The 21,680-nt window shown below is 59.2% G+C and carries 14 protein-coding genes and 6 pseudogenes; 4 read left to right on the top strand and 16 right to left on the bottom strand.

Translation table 11 applies throughout. The features are described 5' to 3' along the window. The first annotated feature begins 247 nt into the window (after positions 1 to 247). Positions 248 to 1,480 (top strand): IS110 family transposase, encoded by a 1,233-nt coding sequence (locus JO965_RS27780; RefSeq protein ID WP_203445295.1) that lies wholly within the window; start codon positions 248 to 250, stop codon positions 1,478 to 1,480. Positions 1,481 to 1,756: 276 nt separating this feature from the next. On the opposite strand, the pseudogene JO965_RS27775 reads toward JO965_RS27780, so the two are convergent. Next, positions 1,757 to 2,267 (bottom strand): annotated as a pseudogene (locus JO965_RS27775) (IS6 family transposase); the annotation flags it as partial. A 165-nt stretch (positions 2,268 to 2,432) separates the two neighbouring features. Beyond that, a complete protein-coding gene (locus tag JO965_RS27770) occupies positions 2,433 to 2,582 on the bottom strand; it encodes a transposase (RefSeq protein ID WP_203445294.1) in 150 nt (49 codons plus the stop codon). Between the two features lie 143 nt (positions 2,583 to 2,725). Here JO965_RS27770 and JO965_RS27765 point away from each other — a divergent pair. Continuing rightward, positions 2,726 to 3,068 (top strand): annotated as a pseudogene (locus JO965_RS27765) (transposase); the annotation flags it as partial. A 113-nt stretch (positions 3,069 to 3,181) separates the two neighbouring features. On the opposite strand, the gene JO965_RS27760 reads toward JO965_RS27765, so the two are convergent. The 3 genes from JO965_RS27760 to JO965_RS27750 all read right to left on the bottom strand — a co-directional run bounded on the left by JO965_RS27760 (position 3,182) and on the right by JO965_RS27750 (position 7,413). After that, on the bottom strand, positions 3,182 to 4,543 hold the full coding sequence (locus JO965_RS27760; RefSeq protein ID WP_203445292.1) for a CapA family protein: 1,362 nt from the start codon (positions 4,541 to 4,543) through the stop codon (positions 3,182 to 3,184). 335 nt (positions 4,544 to 4,878) lie between these two features. Then, positions 4,879 to 6,231 (bottom strand): transposase, encoded by a 1,353-nt coding sequence (locus tag JO965_RS27755; RefSeq protein ID WP_203445291.1) that lies wholly within the window; start codon positions 6,229 to 6,231, stop codon positions 4,879 to 4,881. Between the two features lie 507 nt (positions 6,232 to 6,738). Further along, on the bottom strand, positions 6,739 to 7,413 hold the full coding sequence (locus tag JO965_RS27750) for a transposase (protein WP_203445290.1): 675 nt from the start codon (positions 7,411 to 7,413) through the stop codon (positions 6,739 to 6,741). A gap of 371 nt (positions 7,414 to 7,784) precedes the next feature. Here JO965_RS27750 and JO965_RS27745 point away from each other — a divergent pair, with 371 nt between their 5' ends. Then, on the top strand, positions 7,785 to 8,981 hold the full coding sequence (locus tag JO965_RS27745) for a Xaa-Pro peptidase family protein (protein WP_203445289.1): 1,197 nt from the start codon (positions 7,785 to 7,787) through the stop codon (positions 8,979 to 8,981). A 261-nt stretch (positions 8,982 to 9,242) separates the two neighbouring features. Here the strand turns inward: JO965_RS27745 and JO965_RS27740 are convergent. The 7 genes and pseudogenes from JO965_RS27740 to hisD form a co-directional block, all read right to left on the bottom strand. Then, positions 9,243 to 9,821, bottom strand: a pseudogene (locus JO965_RS27740) (transposase); the annotation flags it as partial. A 367-nt stretch (positions 9,822 to 10,188) separates the two neighbouring features. Beyond that, on the bottom strand, positions 10,189 to 11,514 hold the full coding sequence (ltrA, locus tag JO965_RS27735; protein ID WP_246777029.1) for a group II intron reverse transcriptase/maturase: 1,326 nt from the start codon (positions 11,512 to 11,514) through the stop codon (positions 10,189 to 10,191). 534 nt (positions 11,515 to 12,048) lie between these two features. After that, positions 12,049 to 12,237, bottom strand: a pseudogene (locus JO965_RS27730) (type IV secretory system conjugative DNA transfer family protein); the annotation flags it as partial. Between the two features lie 253 nt (positions 12,238 to 12,490). Further along, a complete protein-coding gene (locus JO965_RS49515) occupies positions 12,491 to 12,877 on the bottom strand; it encodes a pantoate--beta-alanine ligase (protein WP_371826949.1) in 387 nt (128 codons plus the stop codon). Further along, positions 12,799 to 13,329: a pantoate--beta-alanine ligase gene (locus tag JO965_RS49510; protein WP_371826940.1), complete on the bottom strand. Its 531-nt coding sequence runs from the start codon at positions 13,327 to 13,329 to the stop codon at positions 12,799 to 12,801. Before JO965_RS49510 ends, JO965_RS49515 begins: the two co-directional genes overlap by 79 nt. Positions 13,330 to 13,633: 304 nt before the next feature. Beyond that, the gene (locus JO965_RS27720; protein WP_203445288.1) at positions 13,634 to 14,839 is read right to left on the bottom strand and encodes a DUF3422 domain-containing protein; all 1,206 of its coding nucleotides are present in this window, start codon (positions 14,837 to 14,839) and stop codon (positions 13,634 to 13,636) included. A 196-nt stretch (positions 14,840 to 15,035) separates the two neighbouring features. Next, positions 15,036 to 16,334: a histidinol dehydrogenase gene (gene hisD, locus JO965_RS27715; protein ID WP_203445287.1), complete on the bottom strand. Its 1,299-nt coding sequence runs from the start codon at positions 16,332 to 16,334 to the stop codon at positions 15,036 to 15,038. Between the two features lie 181 nt (positions 16,335 to 16,515). On the opposite strand from hisD, the gene JO965_RS27710 reads away from it, so the two are divergent. After that, a complete protein-coding gene (locus JO965_RS27710; protein ID WP_203445286.1) occupies positions 16,516 to 17,064 on the top strand; it encodes a cupin domain-containing protein in 549 nt (182 codons plus the stop codon). A 454-nt stretch (positions 17,065 to 17,518) separates the two neighbouring features. Here JO965_RS27710 and JO965_RS27705 read toward each other — a convergent pair. The 4 genes and pseudogenes from JO965_RS27705 to JO965_RS27690 all read right to left on the bottom strand — a co-directional run. Then, positions 17,519 to 18,043 (bottom strand): annotated as a pseudogene (locus JO965_RS27705) (IS630 family transposase); the annotation flags it as partial. A 45-nt stretch (positions 18,044 to 18,088) separates the two neighbouring features. Next, positions 18,089 to 18,377: pseudogene (locus tag JO965_RS27700) on the bottom strand (transposase); the annotation flags it as partial. Positions 18,378 to 18,453: 76 nt separating this feature from the next. Continuing rightward, the gene (locus JO965_RS27695) at positions 18,454 to 19,809 is read right to left on the bottom strand and encodes a Glu/Leu/Phe/Val dehydrogenase (RefSeq protein ID WP_203445513.1); all 1,356 of its coding nucleotides are present in this window, start codon (positions 19,807 to 19,809) and stop codon (positions 18,454 to 18,456) included. A gap of 455 nt (positions 19,810 to 20,264) precedes the next feature. Continuing rightward, positions 20,265 to 21,512, bottom strand: coding sequence for an ArgE/DapE family deacylase (locus JO965_RS27690; protein ID WP_203445285.1), 1,248 nt, complete (start codon positions 21,510 to 21,512; stop codon positions 20,265 to 20,267). Between the last annotated feature and the right edge of the window lie 168 nt (positions 21,513 to 21,680).

Raw genomic sequence — 21,680 nt, 5'->3', positions numbered from 1 at the left:
CGGGCATGAACAGGCGCGACACCTCCAATCAGGTTTCTGAAGGCTGACGGATCAGGTATCCTCGGCGTACCGGGATAGGGGTGTCGGGAGCACGTAAGGTGGGCAGGCCGAAAGTATCTCTGAGCTGAGAGCTCGTGTTGTTATCTGGCCGCCCCTTCGACTGGCCCGGGTGCGCTGCGAGCGCGGCTCCGTCGTTGTCGTGTGGCCCGCTGGCTCCCGAGGGTATGCAACCGAACAGGAGCCGGAGATGAGGATCATTGCTCTCGATGTTCATCGGTCCTTTGCCCAGATGGCCATCGTGGAGAATGGGACACTCCGGGATGCCGGCAAGGTCGATCTCGACCGCAGCCGCTTGCTGCGGTTCGCCCAGCCCCTGAGGCCTGACGACGAGGTCGTCCTGGAGGCGACCGGCAACACCAGCGCCATCGTGCGCCTGCTGTCGCCGTTCGTGGCGCGCGTGGTGATCGCCAACCCCAACCTGGTGCGGGCGATCGCCTGGGCTAAGGTCAAGACCGACAAGATCGATGCGTGGACGCTGGCGAAGCTCCATGCGAGCGGGTTCCTGCCTGAGGTCTGGATGCCGGATGAGGAGACCGAGGCCCGCCGCCGTGTCGCGGCGGAACGCACCCAGCTGGTCGCGCAGATGACGCGCCTCAAGAACCGCATCCACGCGGTTCTGCATGCTCACCTGATCCCACCCTATCAAGGCAGCCTGTTCTCGAAACGCGGGAGGGCTTGGTTGGAAGCCCTCCCGCTCGCCGAAGATCAGCGCCGTGTGATCCTGCGCCATGCCGGTGAGCTGGATCGTCTTGGCGCTGAGCTTGCCGAACTGGACAAGAGCCTTGCCGAGAAGGCGCTCGACGATCCGCAGGTCAGGCGACTGATGACCATCACAGGAGTCAACGTCACGGTGGCTATGAGCGTTCTGGCGGCGATCGGTGACATCAAGCGCTTCTCGTCGCCGCCGAAGCTGGTGAGCTACTTCGGCCTCAATCCGAAGGTGCGGCAGTCGGGTGATAAGCCCGCTTACCATGGCCGCATCAGCAAACAGGGACGGGCCCACGCCCGCTCAATGCTGGTTGAAGCAGCTTGGGTGATCTCCGGCGTGCCTGGCCCACTGTGGGCCTTCTTCGTGCGCATCAGGAACAAGCGCGGCAAGTCTGTGGCAGCCGTGGCAACGGCACGCAAGCTGGCGGTCATCGTCTGGCATATGCTGAGCAAGGACGAGGACTACACCTGGAGCCGGCCGGCGCTGCTGCAGTGGAAAATCCGACATCTCGAACTGGCAGCGGGGTATCCATCGCGCCGCGGTGGCAGGCAAAAAGGACCCGCTGCCGCGTACAGCCACAAGGCGGTGCGTGAGGCGGAGCGAGAGATGGTCGGTGAGGCCGAAGAAGCCTACCGGCGCTTTGTGGCCAGCTGGAAACAGCGAAACCCGAAAGGGTGCTCGGGTGCCGCCAATGAGGTGCAACGATCCTAAGCTGCGCGGCAGGGTTGCAACCTCACGCCCTGCTCTTCGCTCCGGGGCACCCGAGCCCGTCAACGATAGCAGAACCAGCCCTGCCGATCCACTCGCCGGTAGGGGAAGTACCGTACGCACTCTCGTTGCCCAGGTAGACTGGCGAGCCCTCGTCACGCGATGCGGCGCTCAAACCCAGTTTCTGCCGGTCAACACGTAGACAGTGCCCGCCTTAGGCCACCAGACGATAAGTAGAATGCTCCCACCGATGTTGAAAACGCCTTGTCAAATACATCCGTCCGTGAGGTAGCGACTTTGACGGATGCGGATCGGCTTCAGCTGACGTCGGGATCGGTCCTGAAGTCGGTTCGTCGTGTCACAAGACAGGATTGCCTCACGATTGGTCTGGCTCCTGTCGATCACGATCCGCTCCGGTCGGCCATGCCGCTTAAGCGCCTTGCGCAGGAACCGTTTGGCAGCTGTGAGGTTTCGCCGCTCGCTGAACCAGAACTCAATCGTGTGGCCACTGCTATCGATGGCGCGATACAAATAACGCCACTCGCCTCGTACTTTGACGTAGGTCTCGTCGATGTGCCATCTGCCAGTGACGGCCCTCTTGCACTGGTTAAATGCGCTCCAGCAGTTCAGGCGCGTATCGCAGTGTCCAACGATGGATGGTGGCATGGTCGACGGAGATCCCGCGCTCGGCCATCATCTCCTCGAGATTGCGCAGGCTCAGGCTATAAGCCAGATACCACCTGACGCAGAGCAGAATTACCGATCGGTCGAAATGCCTGCCCTTAAACACCACGGCCTCCGCAACTGTAACTTCGATCATAGTAGCTGAAACTCTGAAACAAGTTGTTGTGACAGATCCGGCTACCGGCGTGGTCTGCACTGGAACGGGCGTGATCTCGACCGGCATGAAGGCCGGACCGGCATCACCGAGCCGTCATTCCCAGGCCAGCCGGCGTCAGGTGAAGACGACGCTGGGCGCGAGACCGTGGCCACGGGCAACTTCGGTCACCGTCACGCCCGGCTGCAGCGTCTCTTCCACGATCTGGAGTTTGTCCTGGAGGCTCCAGCGCCGCCGGCGCTCTGTGCCGAGAACTTCGATCTTCATCGATCTGCTGACCTTAAGGTCAAAACGTCACGCGCAAACAGCGCTCTCGCAAGAGGGCACACGCCGAGTGCTTACGGTTCATCAGCATGGCGGCAACGTCAAAAGGAGGCCGCGCGACGCCTGCCGCCGCTCGAGCCCAGTGCATGAGGCGCTCGCGAGGGGGACTGACCACCAAGATCCATGCGCTGGTCGATGCCGCCGGCCCGCCGGTCGGGCTCAAGCTCGGAAGGGCAAGCCCACGACGGCAAGAGCGCCCAGGACATGATCGGCAAGCTCTGCAAAGGCCAGATCCTCACGGCCGATCGGGCCTATGCAACGCCCTCCGCAAAGCCATGGCCGATCCAGGGGCATGGGCCCAAGATCAGGCCCATGCCGAACCGGGTGAATCTTTCAGCTTTCAGCCCCTTCCTGTACCGCTACAGGAACCACGTCGAGCGCTTCTTCAACAAGATCAAGCACACCAGGGCGATCGCAACCCGTTACGAATAGCACGCCAACTTCCTCGCGCTCATCAAACTTGCGGCAAGGCGAATTTGGCTGCCAACTTATGAGCCAGCGATCTAGGCTTCGTCATCAGCACAACCGCGGTCGCGATGAAACTATTGTGGCGAACTGCTCGCCACCCTTATGATCCCAACTCCATTCTCGATCGTAATATCGGTTCCAAATGGCTTGGAGAGCTTCTGTAGACGCTCCAGAATAGCTTCAGCCTCCGGCACGGCCGCAAGACGCGGCACGCCGCGATTGGCCAACCTTTCCGAGTAACCAAGCTCAACCGGAAAGAGCCTTAGTTCAGCGAGCCGATTTTGCTCAAATCGGCTGACGGTGAAAATACTTTCATAGAAGACCTCCCTGCTTGGAGGCTCCTTCTCAAAGGTGTCAACCCGAGGCCAATCTTTCATCGATTCCGCCAACAACTCAGCAACCGTGTCGACTCGGGGGTCTTTTCGGTACCGAGCGAAGTAGTCAGCTCCCTGGACCGACTGTAGGTTGTCGAAGACAAAATGCCCCAAGCTATAAAAGATTGGTCGGCCCTTATAGATCTCGATGCCTCGCAACCGGTGCGGTCCGTGCCCGACATATGCATCAGCCCCGGCATCAATCAGCATACGCGCGAATGACTGTTCGTAATCGGGCGGCTCACCGCTCCATTCGCCCGGCTCATGACCGTGGTTACTGACGATTAGGAAGTCCGAATACTGCTTGCCTCCGCGAACATTTCGTAGGATTTCATTAACATCGTGCGGGTTGGGTTCGAAGCTATAGCCGACTTTGTCACCAGCCTTGAATGTTGTCCCGGCGATCACGACTTGGTCTTCCTCCTCACCGTACAGGGGGTCGGGCAACTCATTGCGTATCCGCTTGAGGCTCGCGAGCATCTCCGGCTGGACCACAACGCTATTCGCTAAACGAAGGGCGGCGAGGCCTGGGCGACCTGGCGCCTCTCCAGCCGGATCGCCTGCGCGCGACATCGGCGTGAACGTTGCAGCGAAGGATACCAACGCCACCCGACCACGTGCGGTTTCGAGATAGCGGGCGGCGCCGGCTTGGGCAAGATTTTCACCTGCGCCCGCGTAAATGATTCCATTCTGATCGAGCACTCGGCCCGTCTCGCGCATACCTTCAAGCCCCCAGTCAAATGTATGGTTGTTTGCATAAGACAGGACGTTAAATCCCATTGCTTTCAACTCGGGTCCAAGCTCCGGTGTAGCAACGTGATAGGAATCATCGTTGACTTGTGGGCTTCCCTTGAACGAACGGATGTCGAAGATGTTCGTCTCCAAGTTGCCGAATGTGACATCGGCATTCCGAAGTCTTTCGACAATTTGGCCGAAGCCGTTGCGCGGATTCGTAGTTACCGGCCGCCTCATCATGAGGTCACCGACCGCAACCATCGTGAAGCCGTCGGCGACGTTTGTAGCTGTCGAACCGACATTATCAAACTTTCCATCTTGCGCCATGGCTCTTAAACCTTTGCTCCGTGCAGTTTGTGCGTATGCACCAAAACCCTCCCGCTGTGGGATGACCAAGGCGGTATATCAATCTCAGCAGTCCCGCAATTGCAGCCCAACCAATCGTTCATTATAATCGCCGTCCTGTGAAGAGACGGAGTAAACCACATCGCCGGTGCGACTTTGGCGCGTTCCAGATGCGTGCTGGTTACGCTTGGTTTTAGGCTTGTTGGTTTCTTTATCCGATTCTCTGTCAGAGAGATCGGGCAGGCGGCCCTCTTGGCGATAGCGGCAAGGATTTACTGATGCTCGGGCGCAAGGAAACTAAGCTCGAGTTTGGCCAATCATGCGGCATGGCAGAGGGCATAGGCCAAGCACCGCTGGAGCGCCTGTGAAGGTTTTGGCGTTTTGTGCCGGTGCCTGGATGTGAGTAAACCTGTCTCGCGCCAGATCTGCCGCCGCACGGCCGCGAGCGCATCCGCGAACGTCGGATGAGACTTGCGGTACCAGCTATCGACGAGAACATGCGTTCGGGCGCGCTGACCGAGTTGTGCGGCCAGCAGGGTCACAATTGAGAACAGTCCAAACAAGCACGGTGTCGTGCGGGCCACGGCGCGATCCGACCATTGCCGCTGGGTCTCTACACCCAAATGCGCCCGGGCCTCCTGGAAGGTGACCTCGATCTGCCAGCGCAGGATGAACCAGCGGATGATCTGCAAGGGATCCCGCGTGGGATCGGTGCACAGCAGGGCCTGCGGCGAGAACCGGCCGAGGGGATCGCGCAGCAGCACCCAGCGGATTGGAACGATGGGTCTTCCGCTATGGCGCCACACGGCGGTCGCGGAGCAGAACTCGATCACGCGGTCTCCTTCGCCGTACCAGCCGAGCACCGTGACGCGTCGCCAGCGTGTGCTCGTCCGGATCAGCACATCAGAAAGGGTCGGCAAGCGCGCACCTTTGGTGCGGGGGCGGCCGTTCGTCCCCGGACGACGTGGTGGCGCTGGTTCATAGAGGGCAGCATCGAGACGAAGCCGCGTGATGCAGATCACGCCGCGGCGAGACAGCGCCGCCAGCAGCTCCAGAGCGGCAAAGCCCATGTCGGCCACCAGCACCAGCTCGCGTTCGGGCAGCCAGCGCCGGACCTGCAGCACCAACTGGCGCGCCCAGTCGGTCAGCGTCTTGTGCCGCTGTCCCCGCTCACGGCAGTACCGCTCGGTGGGCGCCAGGGTGGTCAAGAACGGCAAGGCCCAGGTGCGGGCCGCCCATGGGATGGGAGCCAGGAGCATGAGGCTGATCCAGCGCAGGCCCGAGGCCTTGACGAAATGAGCATCGGATGAGCGCACCGGATCCCGATAAATGCCCTTGGCTTTGATGTGCGTGCCGCGGCGGCGCTCGATCGTGTCGTCAAGGCCGAGGATCACCGGACCGGTTGGGGTGAAGGTGTGGATCAGCAAGCCCAGCAGCAGCCGGGCCGCCTCGCGCCCGCTCCAGCGAACTCGACTCAGCACGCGATGGTAGTTGACGAAGTGGCGCTCGCGGCTGAGGCCAGTGATGCGCAGAATGCTGGTCACAGTGCGCTTGCCAGGCGCCAGAAGGGCCCCGACGAGCAGGATCTCGGCATGGTGCCAGGTTCGGTGGCGAAAGAGTGGCGCAAAGGCTAAAATGATCGCGGCGAAGCGGGCGGGCAGGTCCGGCATGGCGGCGTCTCTTGGCGGAAACTCCGCCAGCCTACCGCATTGTTCGCTTCGCCGCCCCTCGCTCCCACATCACCCGTTAGAAATGGCCAAAGTCCAGCTAAGAGTGAATTCTCAAACCCGGCGATGACAACAAGAGCGTTGTTATGCCGTGCGGTTGCTATTGTCACCGGCGTTGCAGCTGCCCCGGGTTGGCAGGTGGCGTGATCGCGCTGACAATTTTTGCTACGGCCATAGTGAATGGCCCGAAATCGACGCGGTAAGTGAGCAAGTTCATTAAGATGCTGATGGCTGCGGCTCGCCTGGCAGCTGCGTCCGTAGCATTGTCGAGCCAGGCCAATGCTGGCGCCGTGCTTGATCGTGTACTCGCGACAAAGACGATGACAGTTGCCGCAGGGACGGACTGGGGCCGATCTCACATTGGACGAAAACCATGAGCTCGTTGGCTATGACGTGGACACCGCCAAACAGATTGCCGCGTCTCTCGAAGTTGAGGTCAACTTCGTCACGCTAAAGCGGATTTCGATCCGATGTGAATCGAAAACAAGGGTTGGCCTGGCTGATCTGCTGGACATGGACCAAGGCCTGCTCGAGCCGCTCGCCCCTCTCCCTCCGGGCTCGCTCGCGAGCGGCTGCCTGCCGGGGTGTCTCCTCGTTGCGGGAATCACCCATGGCCGCGACATGCTCCCGAGCCGCAGCCAGATGCTTCCTGATCTGCTCCTCTTGCTTGAACGAACTCGGCCCGGCCTGCGCGGTGATCTTCGTGCCGTCGTGCATGACAGTCTGCAGGGTAATCAGCCCCTCCGCACTCAAGATCCCGAGCACCTGCGTGAACACCTCGTCCAAGGCATCGTGATGGGCCAGGCGAAAGTCGGACAAGGTATGATGATTGATGATCAGGAGCCCTGTCAGCCAGCGAAAGCCGGGATCGTGCTCGCAGCGTCGCTCGACCTCTCGCGCCGAGCCGATGCCGCGGCTGTAGGCGTAGATCCATAAGCTCACCAGGAGCTGCGGATCAAAGGCGGGGCGCCCCGCACCACCTTCAAGCGAGCCGATCCGGTCCACAAAGGCTGACAGATCAAGCCGGCCTGCCAGCTCCCAGATCGCCCGCACGGGATGATCCTCGTCGACCAGTCGCTCGACATCCAGCATGGTCCAGCACAGTTGGCGGCGATCCGCGCGCACCAGCCGAACGCGCTTGACGGGGCCGAGATCACCTCATTCGAAGAATGCTGTCCGCCGAGTTCCATCGCCGAGCTCCCTAACAGAGCTCCGCTATTCTAGCACAGTTAAGCCATAGAGGATTTTCTCACAGGTCGAATATGGTTTTGTGGAAAAATTGACAGGCTCCTTCGTCAACGCGACGCCAGAACCCCTCTGCGCTCCCTACGCCAATGCAGTGCCATGCTCCGACATAAGAGTCATGCGCGGTGATTATTATCACCGGCGAGTGCCGGCTAGCTTTCCCATTGGCGGAGGACCCCCTATCGTCTCATCATCTTGCATTTTCTCGAGCGCGAGGAACTGGAGTTTATAGTCTACTGTTGGAGAACTCAATGACAACACTTGCACCGGAAGAGACGTCATCGATAATCGGAATGCCGCTGCCGTTCACGAATGGCGAGTACAGGCAGCGGATTGATGCCGTGCGCAAGCGGTTAGTCGAGGAGAACCTCGACGCTCTCCTGATATTTCATCAAGAAAGCATGTTTTACCTCTTTGGTTACGAGCAGACAGGCTACTGGATCTACCAGACTGCAATCCTAACTGCCGATAGTCCAGAGATTACGGTATTTGTTCGTACCGCCGATGAACATATGGTCCGGGGACTGCCATACGTTAAGGATGTTCGCACGTGGAAAGACGATTCAGCGAACGACCCGATTGCGATGACAGTTGATTTGCTTCGGGAACGGGGCGTCTTAGGGGACCGTAAGCGCATCGGTATTGAGCTAAAAACGCACGCTCTTTTGCCCTTCTACCATAAACGGCTGAACGAGGCGTTGCCTTCGTTGGTGGACGCTTCTGAACTGATAACTGAACTGAGAATCCGCAAATCAGACGCTGAAGTGGTCTACATGCGGCAAGCGGGAAAAGTACTCGATGCCGCTTACGCAGGCGCGTTCGAGGCTCTGCGTCCGGGTGTGCTTGAAACGGAAGTTCTTGCTGCAGCGCTCACCGGCATGTTCAGGGCGGGCGGTCACGTCCCAGCCATCGTTCCTCCTTTCGCTAGCGGACCCCGCTTGCCTTCATGGACCCATGGCCACGCCGTGGATCGCCGGATACTGCCGAATGAGGCAGTGTGTATCGAACCCGGCGGTTCACGCTACAGATATCATGCAGTCGGTGTACAGACACGGTGGGTTGGTGGCGAGCCGACGACAAAAGTTCAAAAGACGTTCGACGAGCTTGTCCAAGCTCAAAAAGCAGCCATTTCTATGATACGACCGGGCGCTTCTACGGCAGACGCGGCGCGTGAGATCAATCGCGTCCTCAAGCAGTTTGAGCTGTACAAGCCGGGAATCCATAGTGGCTACGGAACGGGGCTTGGTTACCCTCCCACTTGGCTCGACACCCTGCGCATCATGGAAAGCGACCGCCATGTGTTTGAACGAAACATGACTTTCTTCCTAGTTTCTTATTGGGCTGTCAAAGATGGCGATGTGACGACGGAGTTGTGCTTGGGCGAGCCGTTTGTCGTTACCGGAACCGGCTGCGAGCGGCTGTCGGCCACGCCGCTCAGCTTGACCTGACTGCGGACGATCCACGTCGGGATTTTATGCGGCCGCACCAGCCGCGTGAGCAAACCAAAACCCGCTCGCTAATGTTTTGCGAGCGGGTCCAGCCCAACACCGCATTACGCAATGCAGCTCGCCGCTGAGCAGGCTGGATGAGAAGATTTAGGCTGCATGGTAGGTTCCTTAGGCGCCCGCCAGGGACCGCTCCAATCGTAACCTACCTACCTTAGCGGGCAGGGATGGTTTCCACCTCACTATTCAACTCTGTCGTCTAACCCGGCTGCGCACGCTGCGCCAGGCCTCCAGCATCGGCAGGATGATCCGGGCAAGTTCGTCTTGACCAGCCAGCAGGCGCTGGACTTCGGCTTCGAACGTGCCGCCTTTGCCGCGAGGAACGACCAACCCGAACGTCTTCATGAGCCCGCGGATCTGGTTCGACAGCTCGGTCGTGATCTGGACCAATCGGGCCCGCGCGGCCACCAGTGTGCGGATCAGCATGCTGTCATAGCCCTTCACCCGCACCGCGCGGTAGAAGCCGACCTCGGCCAGATGGGCCAGGCCATCGGCATCATTAGCGTCAGTTTTGTTCGGCGCCATGTCGAGGGCGGCCTTGGCATGGCGCGCATCAATGCAGATCGCCGGCAGCCCTTCAGCGCTCAGCACATGATAGAACCACACCGACAAAGGCCCGGTCTCGAACACCACCCGCTTAGGCTCGGACGCACGCTTGCGGACGATCTCCGCGATCAGGCTCGAATCCGAGGGGCATCTGCCGCGCCAGATCCTTTTGCCATCCCGGCGCACCGAGATCGCCGTCTCTTTCAACGACACCTTAAGACCGATATACTCACCCATGGTTGTTCTCCATTCGATGCTTGGGCCCGGCGTCCAGTCGAGAGCCCGTCTTTCCATCTTATCGGGGAACAACCACCCGCTCTTCAATGCACTGACCGTCTGGCCCGAGGGCGACTCGCTCCGCGATTACCCAATGTGTGGAAAAGACATTCGCTTTGCGGATCAAGTACTGCGGTCAGGCTGCTGGACGATTTTGACGCCGACGCGACGTGTTACCCGGCTTCACGGTATCTCCCTCTCACGGAAGTATAAAGAAGGCTTTACGCAGGCCTTCGTGTCACCGGGTCACCGGAGGCGGTCACCCGCCCCCGGTTCCCACAGAACGTGGCGTGCGAATTTCCCGCACCAACGCTCTTCGGCAGTCGATTCACAGCACTGCGAGTGCCTGCAACTTCCCGAAAGGAAGCCGCAGTTTAGGTCGCAGTAGCGGAGCCCATTCTTTGATCCGATTGAAGGCATCCCAAGTGAGGCCTCCGCCATCCCGGCTGCGGCTACGCAACATCTTGAACCAGTATCGCTCCACAACCCGATACACCTTCATCAGGGACCGGAGATTTCCAGCAATCCCATAGTAGGCATAATGGCCGCGCAGGACGGCGTTGATCGCGCCAGCCTGGTCCTTAATCCCGTAATGACGGATTTCTCGCATGAGGTCTCGCAGAGAGATAAGGCTGCGCCGCAGACGAGATTTCTCCGTGCGCATCCCAACCTTGAAGTTGCCTTTTTGGTTGCGCGTGCAGTACAGCGTCAGACCCAGGAAGTAGATGGTTTCCGGGCGTCGTCTGCCGTTCCGACGCGCATCTCTCTGCGCAAATCGACCGAACTCGACCAGTTTGGTCTTGTTCGGCTCCAGGCTGAGGCCAAACTTCCCCAGCCGCTGATGTAGGGCTTCCTGAACGCGGAGGGCATCTTCGCGATATTGGAAGCAGATCACAAAATCGTCGATATAGCGTACCAGCCGGGCTTCGCCCCGCAACCGGACCCTCACCGCGCGCTCGAACCAGAGGTCAAGCACATAGTGCAGGTAGAGATTGCTCAACAGCACACTGATCGACCCACCTTGTGGAGTGCCTTCGTCGCTTGGATGGACCGCTCCATCTTCCAGGACGCCCGCCTTCAACCAGCGCCGGATCAAGCTGATCAGGCGCGGATCCCCGACTCGATGTTCGACGAACCGGAGCATCCACTCATGGGACAGACTCCCGAAAAAGTTCTTCAGGTCCGCCTCCAGCACCCAACTGATCTTGCCACCTGCGATGACCTCGGTGAGGGTCGCCAGGGCATGATGAGCACTCAACCCAGGCCGCCCGCCGAACGAACAGGGCAAGAAGTCCTGCTCGTAGATGGCGGACAGCACCTCGGCTGCACTGCGCTGGAGGGCCCGGTCCGAGATCGTTGGCACGCCCAGGGGGCGCTTCTCCGTCTTGCCGGGCTTGGGGATGTAAACGCGCCGGACTGCCGGCGCGCGATATCCCTGGCGGTGAATGGATTGGAGCATCGGCTCGATCCATCCTTCAAAGCTTTCCTTCGCCGCTGTCGCCGTCTGACCATCCACCCCGGCGGCCGAGCGCTGCGGAATCCTCACCAGATTCCTCTGCACCCGGTCGCGCGTGATATGATGGGCAAGCGACGTAAAGCGGAGTTTCGGCTCACACCGAGCTTTCGCTGCTATACGTTCAAGTTCTGTTTCCATGGTCAGCTCATCTTCTCTTTGAATAGAAGGCTGTGACTCCCGTTGAATGGAGCCCATGTTGCCCAAGAACATTTCAACTGCCGCTGACCGCTTCCCCATGTGGCCGGCTCTCCCGTCCTCGGAGTACTATCAGTCAGTCTGACTTCCACCCGATCATCGGACCTTCCTCACCTCCTCGGCTTGTCAGGTCCTACAAGCTTGCGCTTGAACCGGATGGATCTCCCTTGTTCCCGTTGGTTCCTTTGGTTGCATGCTGGCGGTACGAACCCCGGGAGCACCTCGGACCACTCGCGCTGGCGCGGCCCGCGATTCCGCCTTCCCCTTAGAGAGATAGGGTCGGCTACTCCGATCACGTTCGATTTCGGGGCTATCTTTCCGTTCACTTTCATTCCGGCCTACAACCTCCCTGTCTACGCTTCGCAACGCCCGTTACCGGGCGCCACGCAAGACTCGGTACGCGGCTGCTTGCTAGGCTTTACCGCGGCCGCCATCTCAGGCGACTGGACTCAACGCGCTTGCAAGGCGCAACACTCTCCGAACCAAACCGAGACGCGCTACCTCGTCGAGTAGGAAGAGTGTCCGGCCCGCGGACTTGCCTTTGCGCTTGTAGGGCGCGTTCAGGAATGCGCCGATCACGACGCGAGCGAGATCAGGATGTGCCTCCAGCACTTTCAGATCAAGCACGATGAAGATATGGGACCCGCCCTTTGCGAGTTCGTCTGTCCCTCGGGGCTCGCAAAGACAGCATTGCCATTCATCGCAAAGCGCATTGCGAATATTCCGGCGAAGATCGCGGCCGCGGCGCCAACGCTGTCAAAGAATCGGTCTTCGAGAAGACCGATCGACCGGCTAGTACATCGGTTGAGATGCTGATGAGCCTTGACGTTCGCGCTGCCGTTGGCCGCGAACAGAAGAAATCGTCCCGGCGCCAGCGGCCGTCACGTCAGGAAGCGCCGCCCGTCGATGATACCGCGTCTTAGTCTACTGAGAGAGGTCGAAGAGGGACGTTGTCGATGAGACGTGTTTGTCCGAGCCAGAGTGCCGCGAGAAGGCGAACGGGCCGGTTAAGCGTTGCAAGGGGTGTGAGGTCATCTTCGTACCGCAGTTCCAGATACTCAATATTGCGAAATCCAGCGCCGAGAAGTTTGCTTTTGGCTTTGGAGATAGCATCTTCGGGCAGAACGTGACCGGCCAATTGGCGGGCCGTCTCGGAAAGCACAGTGGCCAGTAGCGGTGCGATTTGCCGCTCAGTCGTCGACAGACACGCATTCCGCGACGGCATCGCTAGGGCGTCGGTCTCACGCACAGTGGGGCAGCCGGCAATCTCGATCGGAAGATCAAGGTCGCGTACCAAGCGGCGCACCACCTGCAACTGCTGAAAATCCTTTTCTCCGAAAAACGCAATATCCGCCCGGTCTGCAGGAAGAGTTTCGTAACAACGGTCACGACACCGTCGAAATGCCCAAGTCGATGAGTGCCGCAGAGTCCGTGAGATACGCCGCTGACGGAAACGGTCGTAAAGAACCCGTCTGGATACATTTCCCTGATGTCGGACGCGTAGACCAAATGCACACCAAGAGAAGCGAGTTTGGTCAAGTCCTCGTCGAAGGTCCGAGGATAGGCGGCAAGGTCGCCTTCATTGTCGAATTGCTTCGGATTAACGAACAGCGTAACCATAAAGCATTGCGATCGGGCTAGCGCCGCGCGGACAATGCTCAGATGGCACTCATTCTGGGCGCCCAAAGTGGGTACGATCGCCACGCGCCCGATGGTCTTGCGCAATTCTTCGACTGTGCGGGCGAGAGGTGTGTTCATACGGGCACTCCGCCGGCAGCCCACGTAGGATCTCTTGACTCGCGGCCCCGTTCTGGCGCTGAGAGGTGTTCAAAACTACTACTAGTCTGTGGCCCATTTACCTTATTTTCATCGACAGCGCGTACAACCGAAGGCGCCTTTTGGGCTTGGCGGGGTGCCGCAACGTTGCAAGCTGCGGCGACGGCTCGTATTCCAATCGTCCGGTAGTATTTCAAGATCTCGTCGTTCTCGTTGAATCTTTTGGAACTACTTGTCATCACGAATTGCTCCTCTGAACTTGTCGGCCCGAATAAACCGGTCCCCTCTACACGTGCGCTGTGAGCGCGTGCTTTACGCGAAGCACAGCGATAGTCACCGTTCCCATGACCAATGGTATTGAGCCGAGCATGAGGAAGGGACTAACGTGCACACCGGCATGCTGAGTAGCTTCGAAGCTCGTCTTTATGAGACCAATCAGATAGTAGCTGATGGCGATGATCGAGAAACCTTCCACTGCGCGTTGGATTTTGACCTGTGTCGCGGCCCTTTCCGCCATCGCCTGGATTTGAGCCGCATTCTGGAATTCAATCTCCACCTGGATGCGAGTTTGAAGAAGATTGAGAAGATGCATGGTGGCGTGTGACAATTGCTCGAGCCGGACAGATGCCGCCTCGCACGTCCGGACCGCCGGCTTGAACCGCCTGGTCACGAACACGCCAAACCTCTGGAAGCCCGGCACATGCGCCTCACGGAGTTCACTGATCCGCTCCTCGACGATCTTCGCATAGGCCGCAGTGGCGCCGAACCGGCTGCGGGTTTCGGCCGAAGCGGAGATGACGGCGGCGGAAAGCTCCGAGATCTCGTTGAGAAGGCTTTTGTGCTGAGCTGCTGGTGTCGATTGATTGCGGCCAGCCAGTTCTCCGAGGCTCGCCTCGAACTCCGCCAGTCGCGGAGTTAGGTTGCGCGCCAGCGGAAGGCTGAGCAATGCCATCGAACGGTAGGTTTCGATCTCGTAGATCCTGCGGACCATCCGGCCGAGCCGATAGGCATTGAGGTTCTTGTTGAACAGCAGGATGTGACTCCACCCGCTCGGCCGAACCCGAAAGTCGGAACACACCTGCCCGGCTGCTGCCCCGATCGACGACGCCGCAGTGTCGGCAAATCCGAACCTCGACAATGTGTCGCCAAGGTCCTCAGGGGCCTCACCTATCACGAGGATGCTGACCTGGCAGATGAGGGTCGGAGAGGACATGCCGAGCAACTCGGCAATCGCGGATAAGGACAAAGTCGGCTGCGGCCATCGCTCAGCTGCTTCGGTCAACAATGTCACGCGTGTGACGGTGACAAACTCCGTATGATACTCGACACGGGTCTCTACCCGCTCCGTATCGTTCTGATCGAAGGATATGGAGCCGCCTTGCTGTTTGCCGGTCCCATAAGCAGGCATCAGGGCGACATGCTCGACCAATGCAGGGCCAGAGAAATAGATGGATGGACGTGCGTGGAGTTCAGCATTGAAATCTGTTGACATCGTTTAGTCGATTCAAACCAAAGCGGGCGTTCGCAGTTTTGGACCGCTGTGTCACGACAATGGAAACAAGTGCTAAATGCGTCTTCCCCATCGATGCATTCTGTTGACATCCCAAATTGCGCTGGATGGCGTGAAGAAAGGGCCGAGAACATCCCTCAACGGCCCTTTTCGCAGCAGCTCCTTAGAATGAAACAGATCACTCAGCGGCGAGTTGTCGGGGGCTCAGACGCAGAGCCGCAGCGCGACGATGACCTTCGAGTTGTTCAGTTGCGCTTTGACGGACTGCGGCCGGTGCCACAGCAGCAACACCGCGCTCGTCTAGCCACTGATGCGTGGCGATTTTGACGTAGGAGCCGACCCATAGACCGCCGGTGTACCGGCCCGCGGCCATGGTCGGCAGCGTGTGGTTCGTTCCGCAGCACTTGTCCGAGTAGACCACGCTCGCCAGCTCGCCGATGAAGAGCGAACCATAGTTCCTGATCTTTTTAGCGGTTGCGTGCGGATCGCGCGTATGGATCTGCAGATGTTCGGTTGCGATGTAATCGGCATACGCGATCATGGTGGCTTCGTCTTCGACGACAGTGATCTCGCCGTAATCCTTCCAGGCGGCCCCGGCTACCGGAGCCGTCGGCAGGTCTTCCAACTGCTTTTCGACTTCCTGAAGAACGTCTTCAGCGAGCTTGCGGTCCGTTGTTACGACGCCAACGCGGGTGCGGACGTCGTGCTCGGCCTGTGCGAGGAGGTCGGTCGCGATTGTGGCTGCCTTTCCGGTCTCGTCGGCAACGATAAAGATTTCGCTGGGGCCGGCCAGCTGGTCGATGCCAACCTGGCCGAACACCTGGCGCTTTGCTTCGTTGACGAAGGCGTTCCCCGGACCGACAATCTTGTCGACCGCTGGGATGGTCTCGGTACCGTACGCCATGGCAGCGATTGCCTGGGCTCCCCCAACCCGGAAGATGCGGTCGGCGCCGGCAAGATGGCAGCCTGCGATCATGGCAGGATGTGCATTGGGCGGAAGGCAGGCGATGACCTGGTCACAGCCTGCGACCTTGGCCGGTACGATGGTCATGACTGGCGCCGACAGGAGCGGGTAGCGGCCACCCGGCACATAGCAGCCGACCGTCTCAATCGGGATGACCCGGTGACCGAGGTGAAGGCCAGGGAGGCTCTCGATCTCGAGCGGCAGGATGGTGCCCAATTGGGCCTCTGCAAAGCGGCGTACGTTGGCGATGGCAAACTCGGTGTCTTCGCGCGTCTGCGGATCGAGATCGGCGACAGCCTTCTGCTTCTCTTGCTCGGTGACTTCGAAGGTGATGACATCAGCCTTGTCGAAGGCAAGCGAGTATTCGCGAACCGCAGCGTCCCCACGCTCGCGAACGTTCGCGATGATGTCCTTGACGGTTTTCTCGACCGGGGCCGTATCGGAGACGGCATCCCGAGAGGGTTGCTTGATTTGGGTAAATTTGCCTTTCAGCGCTTCAAGACGCGATGTCATCGAGACCTCCTAATGTGGGATGATTAAAGCCAACATCGTGCACCCGCGTCATTCAGGCAATTGATCGCAAACCGCCTGTTCATTATAATAACCGCCTGCGCGGTTATCTGCCTCCTCTTGGTGTTCTCTTCATTGGGAGGATCTCATTATCCGTGCATCATATCACACAAGGGAGCTACGAATGCCGAACATTGGGAGCAAACTGCGTGAACTGCGTCGGCGACGGGACCTCGGTGTAAGAGAGTTAGCGGCTCGGTCGGGACTATCTCATTCGACCATTTCGCTCATTGAGCGCGATTGCATGAGCCCATCGATCGACACGCTGGCTGCTGTGCTCGATGCGCTAGGTACGACGCTTCCCGGCTTCTTCTCCGATCTGCAATCAAGCCTTCCATATTCACCGTTCTATTCCTCTACGGACCTCGTTGAGATTGGAAAGGTGGATACAGTTTCGTATCGCGTCATCGGCTTCGATCATCCCAACCGTCAGATGCTGATGTTGCACGAACGATATGCACCGCGCGCAGATAGTGGTGAGGAATTCACTCACGCAGCGCAAGAAGCTGGCATGGTTTTAGCCGGTACCGTCGAGGTCACCGTAGGAAATCAAAAGCGAATCCTCAAGCCCGGTGATGGCTACTATTTTGACAGCCGTTTACCGCATCGCTTTCGGAACGTTCACGATGGTCATAGCGAAATCCTTAGTGCGATCACGCCGCCCACCTACTGACCCGCGGCAGCTGCAACTAGGGTGAGAATAGTCACCGAGTGGTATAGCGTCGCTCCCAAACTGACGCAAATGTGCCTTCTTATCTGGTAATCGCAGGAGACAATAGGGCAGCCCCATGAAATCCCTGAGCGCTACAATGACCGTACTTACCATTCTCGTGGAACCAGCGGTCGCGAGCCTTGGTTTCATGCCATACGTCGCCTGGACCGTGTCAGTTCTGAGGCTCATTTCAGGGGCTGCATTTGCTTTGATGACGCTTGATGAACTCCTGGTGACACTCTTCGTTACTGGTCCCAGTCACCGGGAGCTGGAGCAGCAAATGTTTCAGGTAACTGCGAGAGAATCAACCCGGCATCGCCGCAACTGCCTTCCGTTTTTGTTGCGGGACGGTGATCGTCGTTGTTCTGGTCATCTTGGGAGGAGGAAGACTCAAAGCGTGTAAGAAGATCGAGGCCTAGTGGATGGAATCTAGCACTTGGTGCCCGCGCCGAACGGTGGCGATGATGTCATCTGGATCGGCGGTGCAGATGAAGGGCTTGGGACGCGCATTGCTTCCAGCGACATAGCGATTGATGGCCTGCTGGAGATCGATCACCGAATGGAAGACGCCGCGCTTGAGCCGCTGGCGCGTGAGCTTAGCGAAGAAGCCCTCTACCGCTTTGAGCCACGAGCATGAGGTCGGGACGAAGTGGAAGGTGAAGCGCTCATGGCGCTCCAGCCAGGCGCGCACCTTGGCATGCTTGTGCGCCCCATAGTTGTCGAGGATGACGTGCACGGCCTTGCCCGCCGGCACCTGAGCCTCGATGGTGTTCAGGATGCGGATGAGTTCCTGATGCCGGTGACGCTGCATGTTGCGTCCAATCACGGTGCCGTCCAGCACGTTCAGGACAGCAAACAGCGTTGTGGTACCATGGCGCTTGTCGTCGTGCGTCATGGTCCCGAGGTGCCCCTTTTTGAGTGGCAGCCCGGGCTGGCTCCGTCGTCAGCAGCGCTCTCGGTTCTTCGAGAACGACGAGGCATCCTATTCCGCCTCCTCGATCCCAAGCACGACGAACCAGCGGAACAACAGGTCGAACTCCAGCTGCTCCATCAACTAACGCTCGGAGCAGACCGACTAGAGCATCTGCAGCAGCCGTTCCAGCGCTAACAGTGGCCGACCCGTCTTCGCATAGAGAACCGCGAAAGCCCATCCAGCGCCGAAAGCGAAGCATTCACCAGCTCGCGCATCAGCCGAAGCGGATGCTTTGCCGGAAAATGCGCCTCAAGGTCGACATACGAAAACTGCACCCCGTCCATTCATCCCTACCGCGCATCCAAGTCAGTCCCCCTGTTGCAACCGCAGGAGATCATTTGCCCAATCCAAATGCCAGTGGGTTTTTCAGCAGCCTGCTAGATCCCGATCGCTTCGTAGGCGTCAGCGATCTGTCGGATGGACGCTACGTATGCTGCAGTTCTGTAATCACGGAGTTCCGGTTGCTCTTGCATCAGGTCGGCGATGCGCGCCCACGTGCTGCGCATGACATCTTCCAGTCCGGAGCGCACAAGGTCGATCTCGGCGCCACCTTCGAGAAACTCATCGCGCATGTCGGCCGGGAAGTCTTTGCCGGTCATCCGTTCGAGCGCCGTCGCTATCGCATGGTTGCGGCGCTCGCGACGCCGCCGTTCCATCAGGCCGAAGGGAATGTGCGTTAGGTTTTTCACCCACTCGAAGTAGCTGACGACCACGCCGCCGGCATTGACGTAGAGATCCGGAAGGATCGTCACACCACACGAGCGAAGGATCTTGTCCGCCTCAAATGTCACAGGGCCGTTGGCCGCTTCCACGAGGAGATGCGCCTTAATACGCTCCGCATTCTCGGCATGAATGGCATTTTCCATCGCTGCCGGGATGAGCATATCGCACGGTTGTTCGATGCCCGTCATATCGCCAGGAAACGACTTGCCGCCATCGAAACCGAGGATGCTGCCTGTGCAGACCTGATGCTGCTTTAGCGCATCGATTGCCAGGCCGTCTGGGTTGGCGACATAGCCGTCGCGTTCCGCAACCACCGTAATGAGCGCACCGTCCTCCTCGGAGAGGAACTTTGCGGCGTGATAGCCGACATTGCCGAACCCCTGGACGACCACGGCGGCGCCTTTGAGATCGCGTCGGCCGTTCAGACCTGTGGTGCGAGGATCGCGGAGGTAGCTCTGGATGGCGAACTGCACGCCCCGCCCCGTTGCTTCAGTGCGCCCGGCAATCCCGCCCTTCGATAGCGGCTTGCCGGTCACGCAAGCGCGGGCATTGATGACGTCGGTCGGATTGGCACGGCGGAACTCGTCCATCATCCAGGCCATTTCCCGTTCACCCGTCCCGATGTCGGGGGCCGGAACGTTGACGCCGGGGCCGATGAGCCCCCGCTTATTGAGTTCCTGGGTAAAACGGCGGGTTATCCGCTCGAGTTCCTGCGGCGTCCATTCGCCTGGATCGATCTTGAGAGCGCCTTTCGTGCCTCCGAACGGCACGTCGACAAGCGAGCATTTGAGCGTCATCAGAGCTGCAAGCGCTTCGACCTCCTCCGCATCGGCATTGGGCGCGTAGCGAATGCCGCCCTTCACCGGTTCGCAGTGCTCGCTATGCACTGACCGCCAGCCGATGAAGCTGTACATGCGGCCACGCAGCCGAACGCCGAAGCGGACGGTGTAGGTCGAATTGCACTGAATGATCCGCTCCGCCAAACCCTCTGGCAGGTCGAGGAATGTCATGGCATGGCGGAAGTTCTGGTCGACGCTTTGGAGGAAGTTAGCGGAGGTCGCTTGACTGCCGAAATTGTTGGATTGTGGCGTAGCATTCACTTGGTACTTCCTTTGAATTCGATGAACTTTGCGAGCGCCGAGTATCTGCTTCCGCTCGGCAAAATTTGATGAGGCCATCGCGCGCGAGCATCGGGTAAATCAGCGTGATCGGCCGGCGCGCTCTGTCCTTTCTGGCAAGCAATTTCGTTGAGATACTCTCTCTTTAAGAGTTCGGCTCTTTCGCTCTGGATGCAAAAGCATAGTACCAAATACGGTCCGACAAGCTCAGCGCCACTGCAGTCGCCAGCGTGGCAGAACCCAGCGATCTAGAATTGTCCAGTATTCATCCATCCGCCGCCAGCTGAAACTTTCTGCAGCGGCGCCTGCGAAGAGTTCCTGAGCGACCGCAATCTAGCTCTGCCATATCACTTCGATAGATAGTCAAAGGCTGCCAAGGTGTGCGTCTTTGCAACGTGCAAAAACTCGTCAACACGCACCAACTCATCCGCGGTGCCCATCCCCGTCGGCGATGGCCCGTAGACGAACGCTGGTATTCCCGCGTAGCGCCAGAGACGCGCGTCACATCCACCAAGCGCAATGATCGGCTTTGGTTCGACGTCAGACACATGCATCGCATTCTGAATCAATGCCCGGACCATCGGGTGATCCGGGGGAGAGGTGCTCGCGGCATCTTGGTCCAAGACCTCGACCTCGGCTTCAGGGAAGGCGGATACGATGGTTCTTAGACGCTCCATCACCTCCGCGTGAGGCACGTCCGGCGGCGTGCGTATATCAACCTCGAACTCACAGTCTGAGGGCACCATATTGATCTTCACGCCGCCTTTGATGGCCCCCACATTCAAGGTGGTCGATGAAATAATAGCTGACGCGCCTGGCCCGTAAGCCTTGTCAATGGTCGCGGCATTCCTCTGGAGCGTAGCCGTGAGGGGAGTATCCGCTGGGCTGCGTATCTCTTCAAGCGACTGAAGCCTCGCGATCAGATCGGCGGCGATCGCGATTGGATTTCGGCTCATATGAACGTAGGCCCCGTGAGCGCCGGGGGTGCGGACGCGGATCTTGATCCACAGGCGGCCCTTCTCACCGAACCGTAACGCGTAGGGGCTGGTGGGTTCGCCGCTCAGCAAACAGTCTCCAAGAACTTCTTTCCTATGTTCGACGAGATAGCGAGCTCCCCACGGACCAAACGTTTCTTCATCCGAAACCACGGTGAGAACTAGCGAACCTCTGAGATGCTCTCGCACCGCGTGAAGTTCTGCGAAGGCGAACAGAAGCGCGGTCGTGCCAGACTTCATGTCGCAAGCGCCCCTGCCAAAGATGCAATCGTCAGCCTGAATTGCGGCCCACGGATCGTGTGACCACTGAGTAAGGTCGCCGACTGGGAAGACGTCAAGATGTCCGTTCAAGACGAGTCGCGGGCCCTCGCCTTCGCCACCACTAAACTCGGCGATAAGGTTAGGCATCCCCTTATTGGGCTCCACAATTTCATACGGGATCCCGCGCTCCGACAGAAACTGCGAAACCAGATTCATGGCAGCTGTGGTGTTCCCGGGCGGATTCGGCGTCGGCGCCTGAATCAGGCGGCGCAAGAAATCCAGCATTTCGCTCTCGCGCTCCGAAAGACTGAGGAGAAGCTGATCCTTAAGGTTCGTCATCGTCTTGTTCTCATTTCCGCAAATTTTTTGGTCAAAGGGTCGGATCGGGAACGCAACTTAGCCAGGATCTTTCCCCGGGGCGCGTTGCTCCAGTCTGGCGTTGTATTATCGCTGGCGAACAGGCTTGCGCACTGCGTTCGCTCCTGTTCCTTTGGTATCGCCGCTGAC

Source organism: Microvirga sp. VF16 (genome assembly GCF_016864375.1).
Classification (GTDB): Bacteria; Pseudomonadota; Alphaproteobacteria; order Rhizobiales; family Beijerinckiaceae; genus Microvirga.
This window is presented reverse-complemented; position numbering and strand designations above follow the sequence as displayed.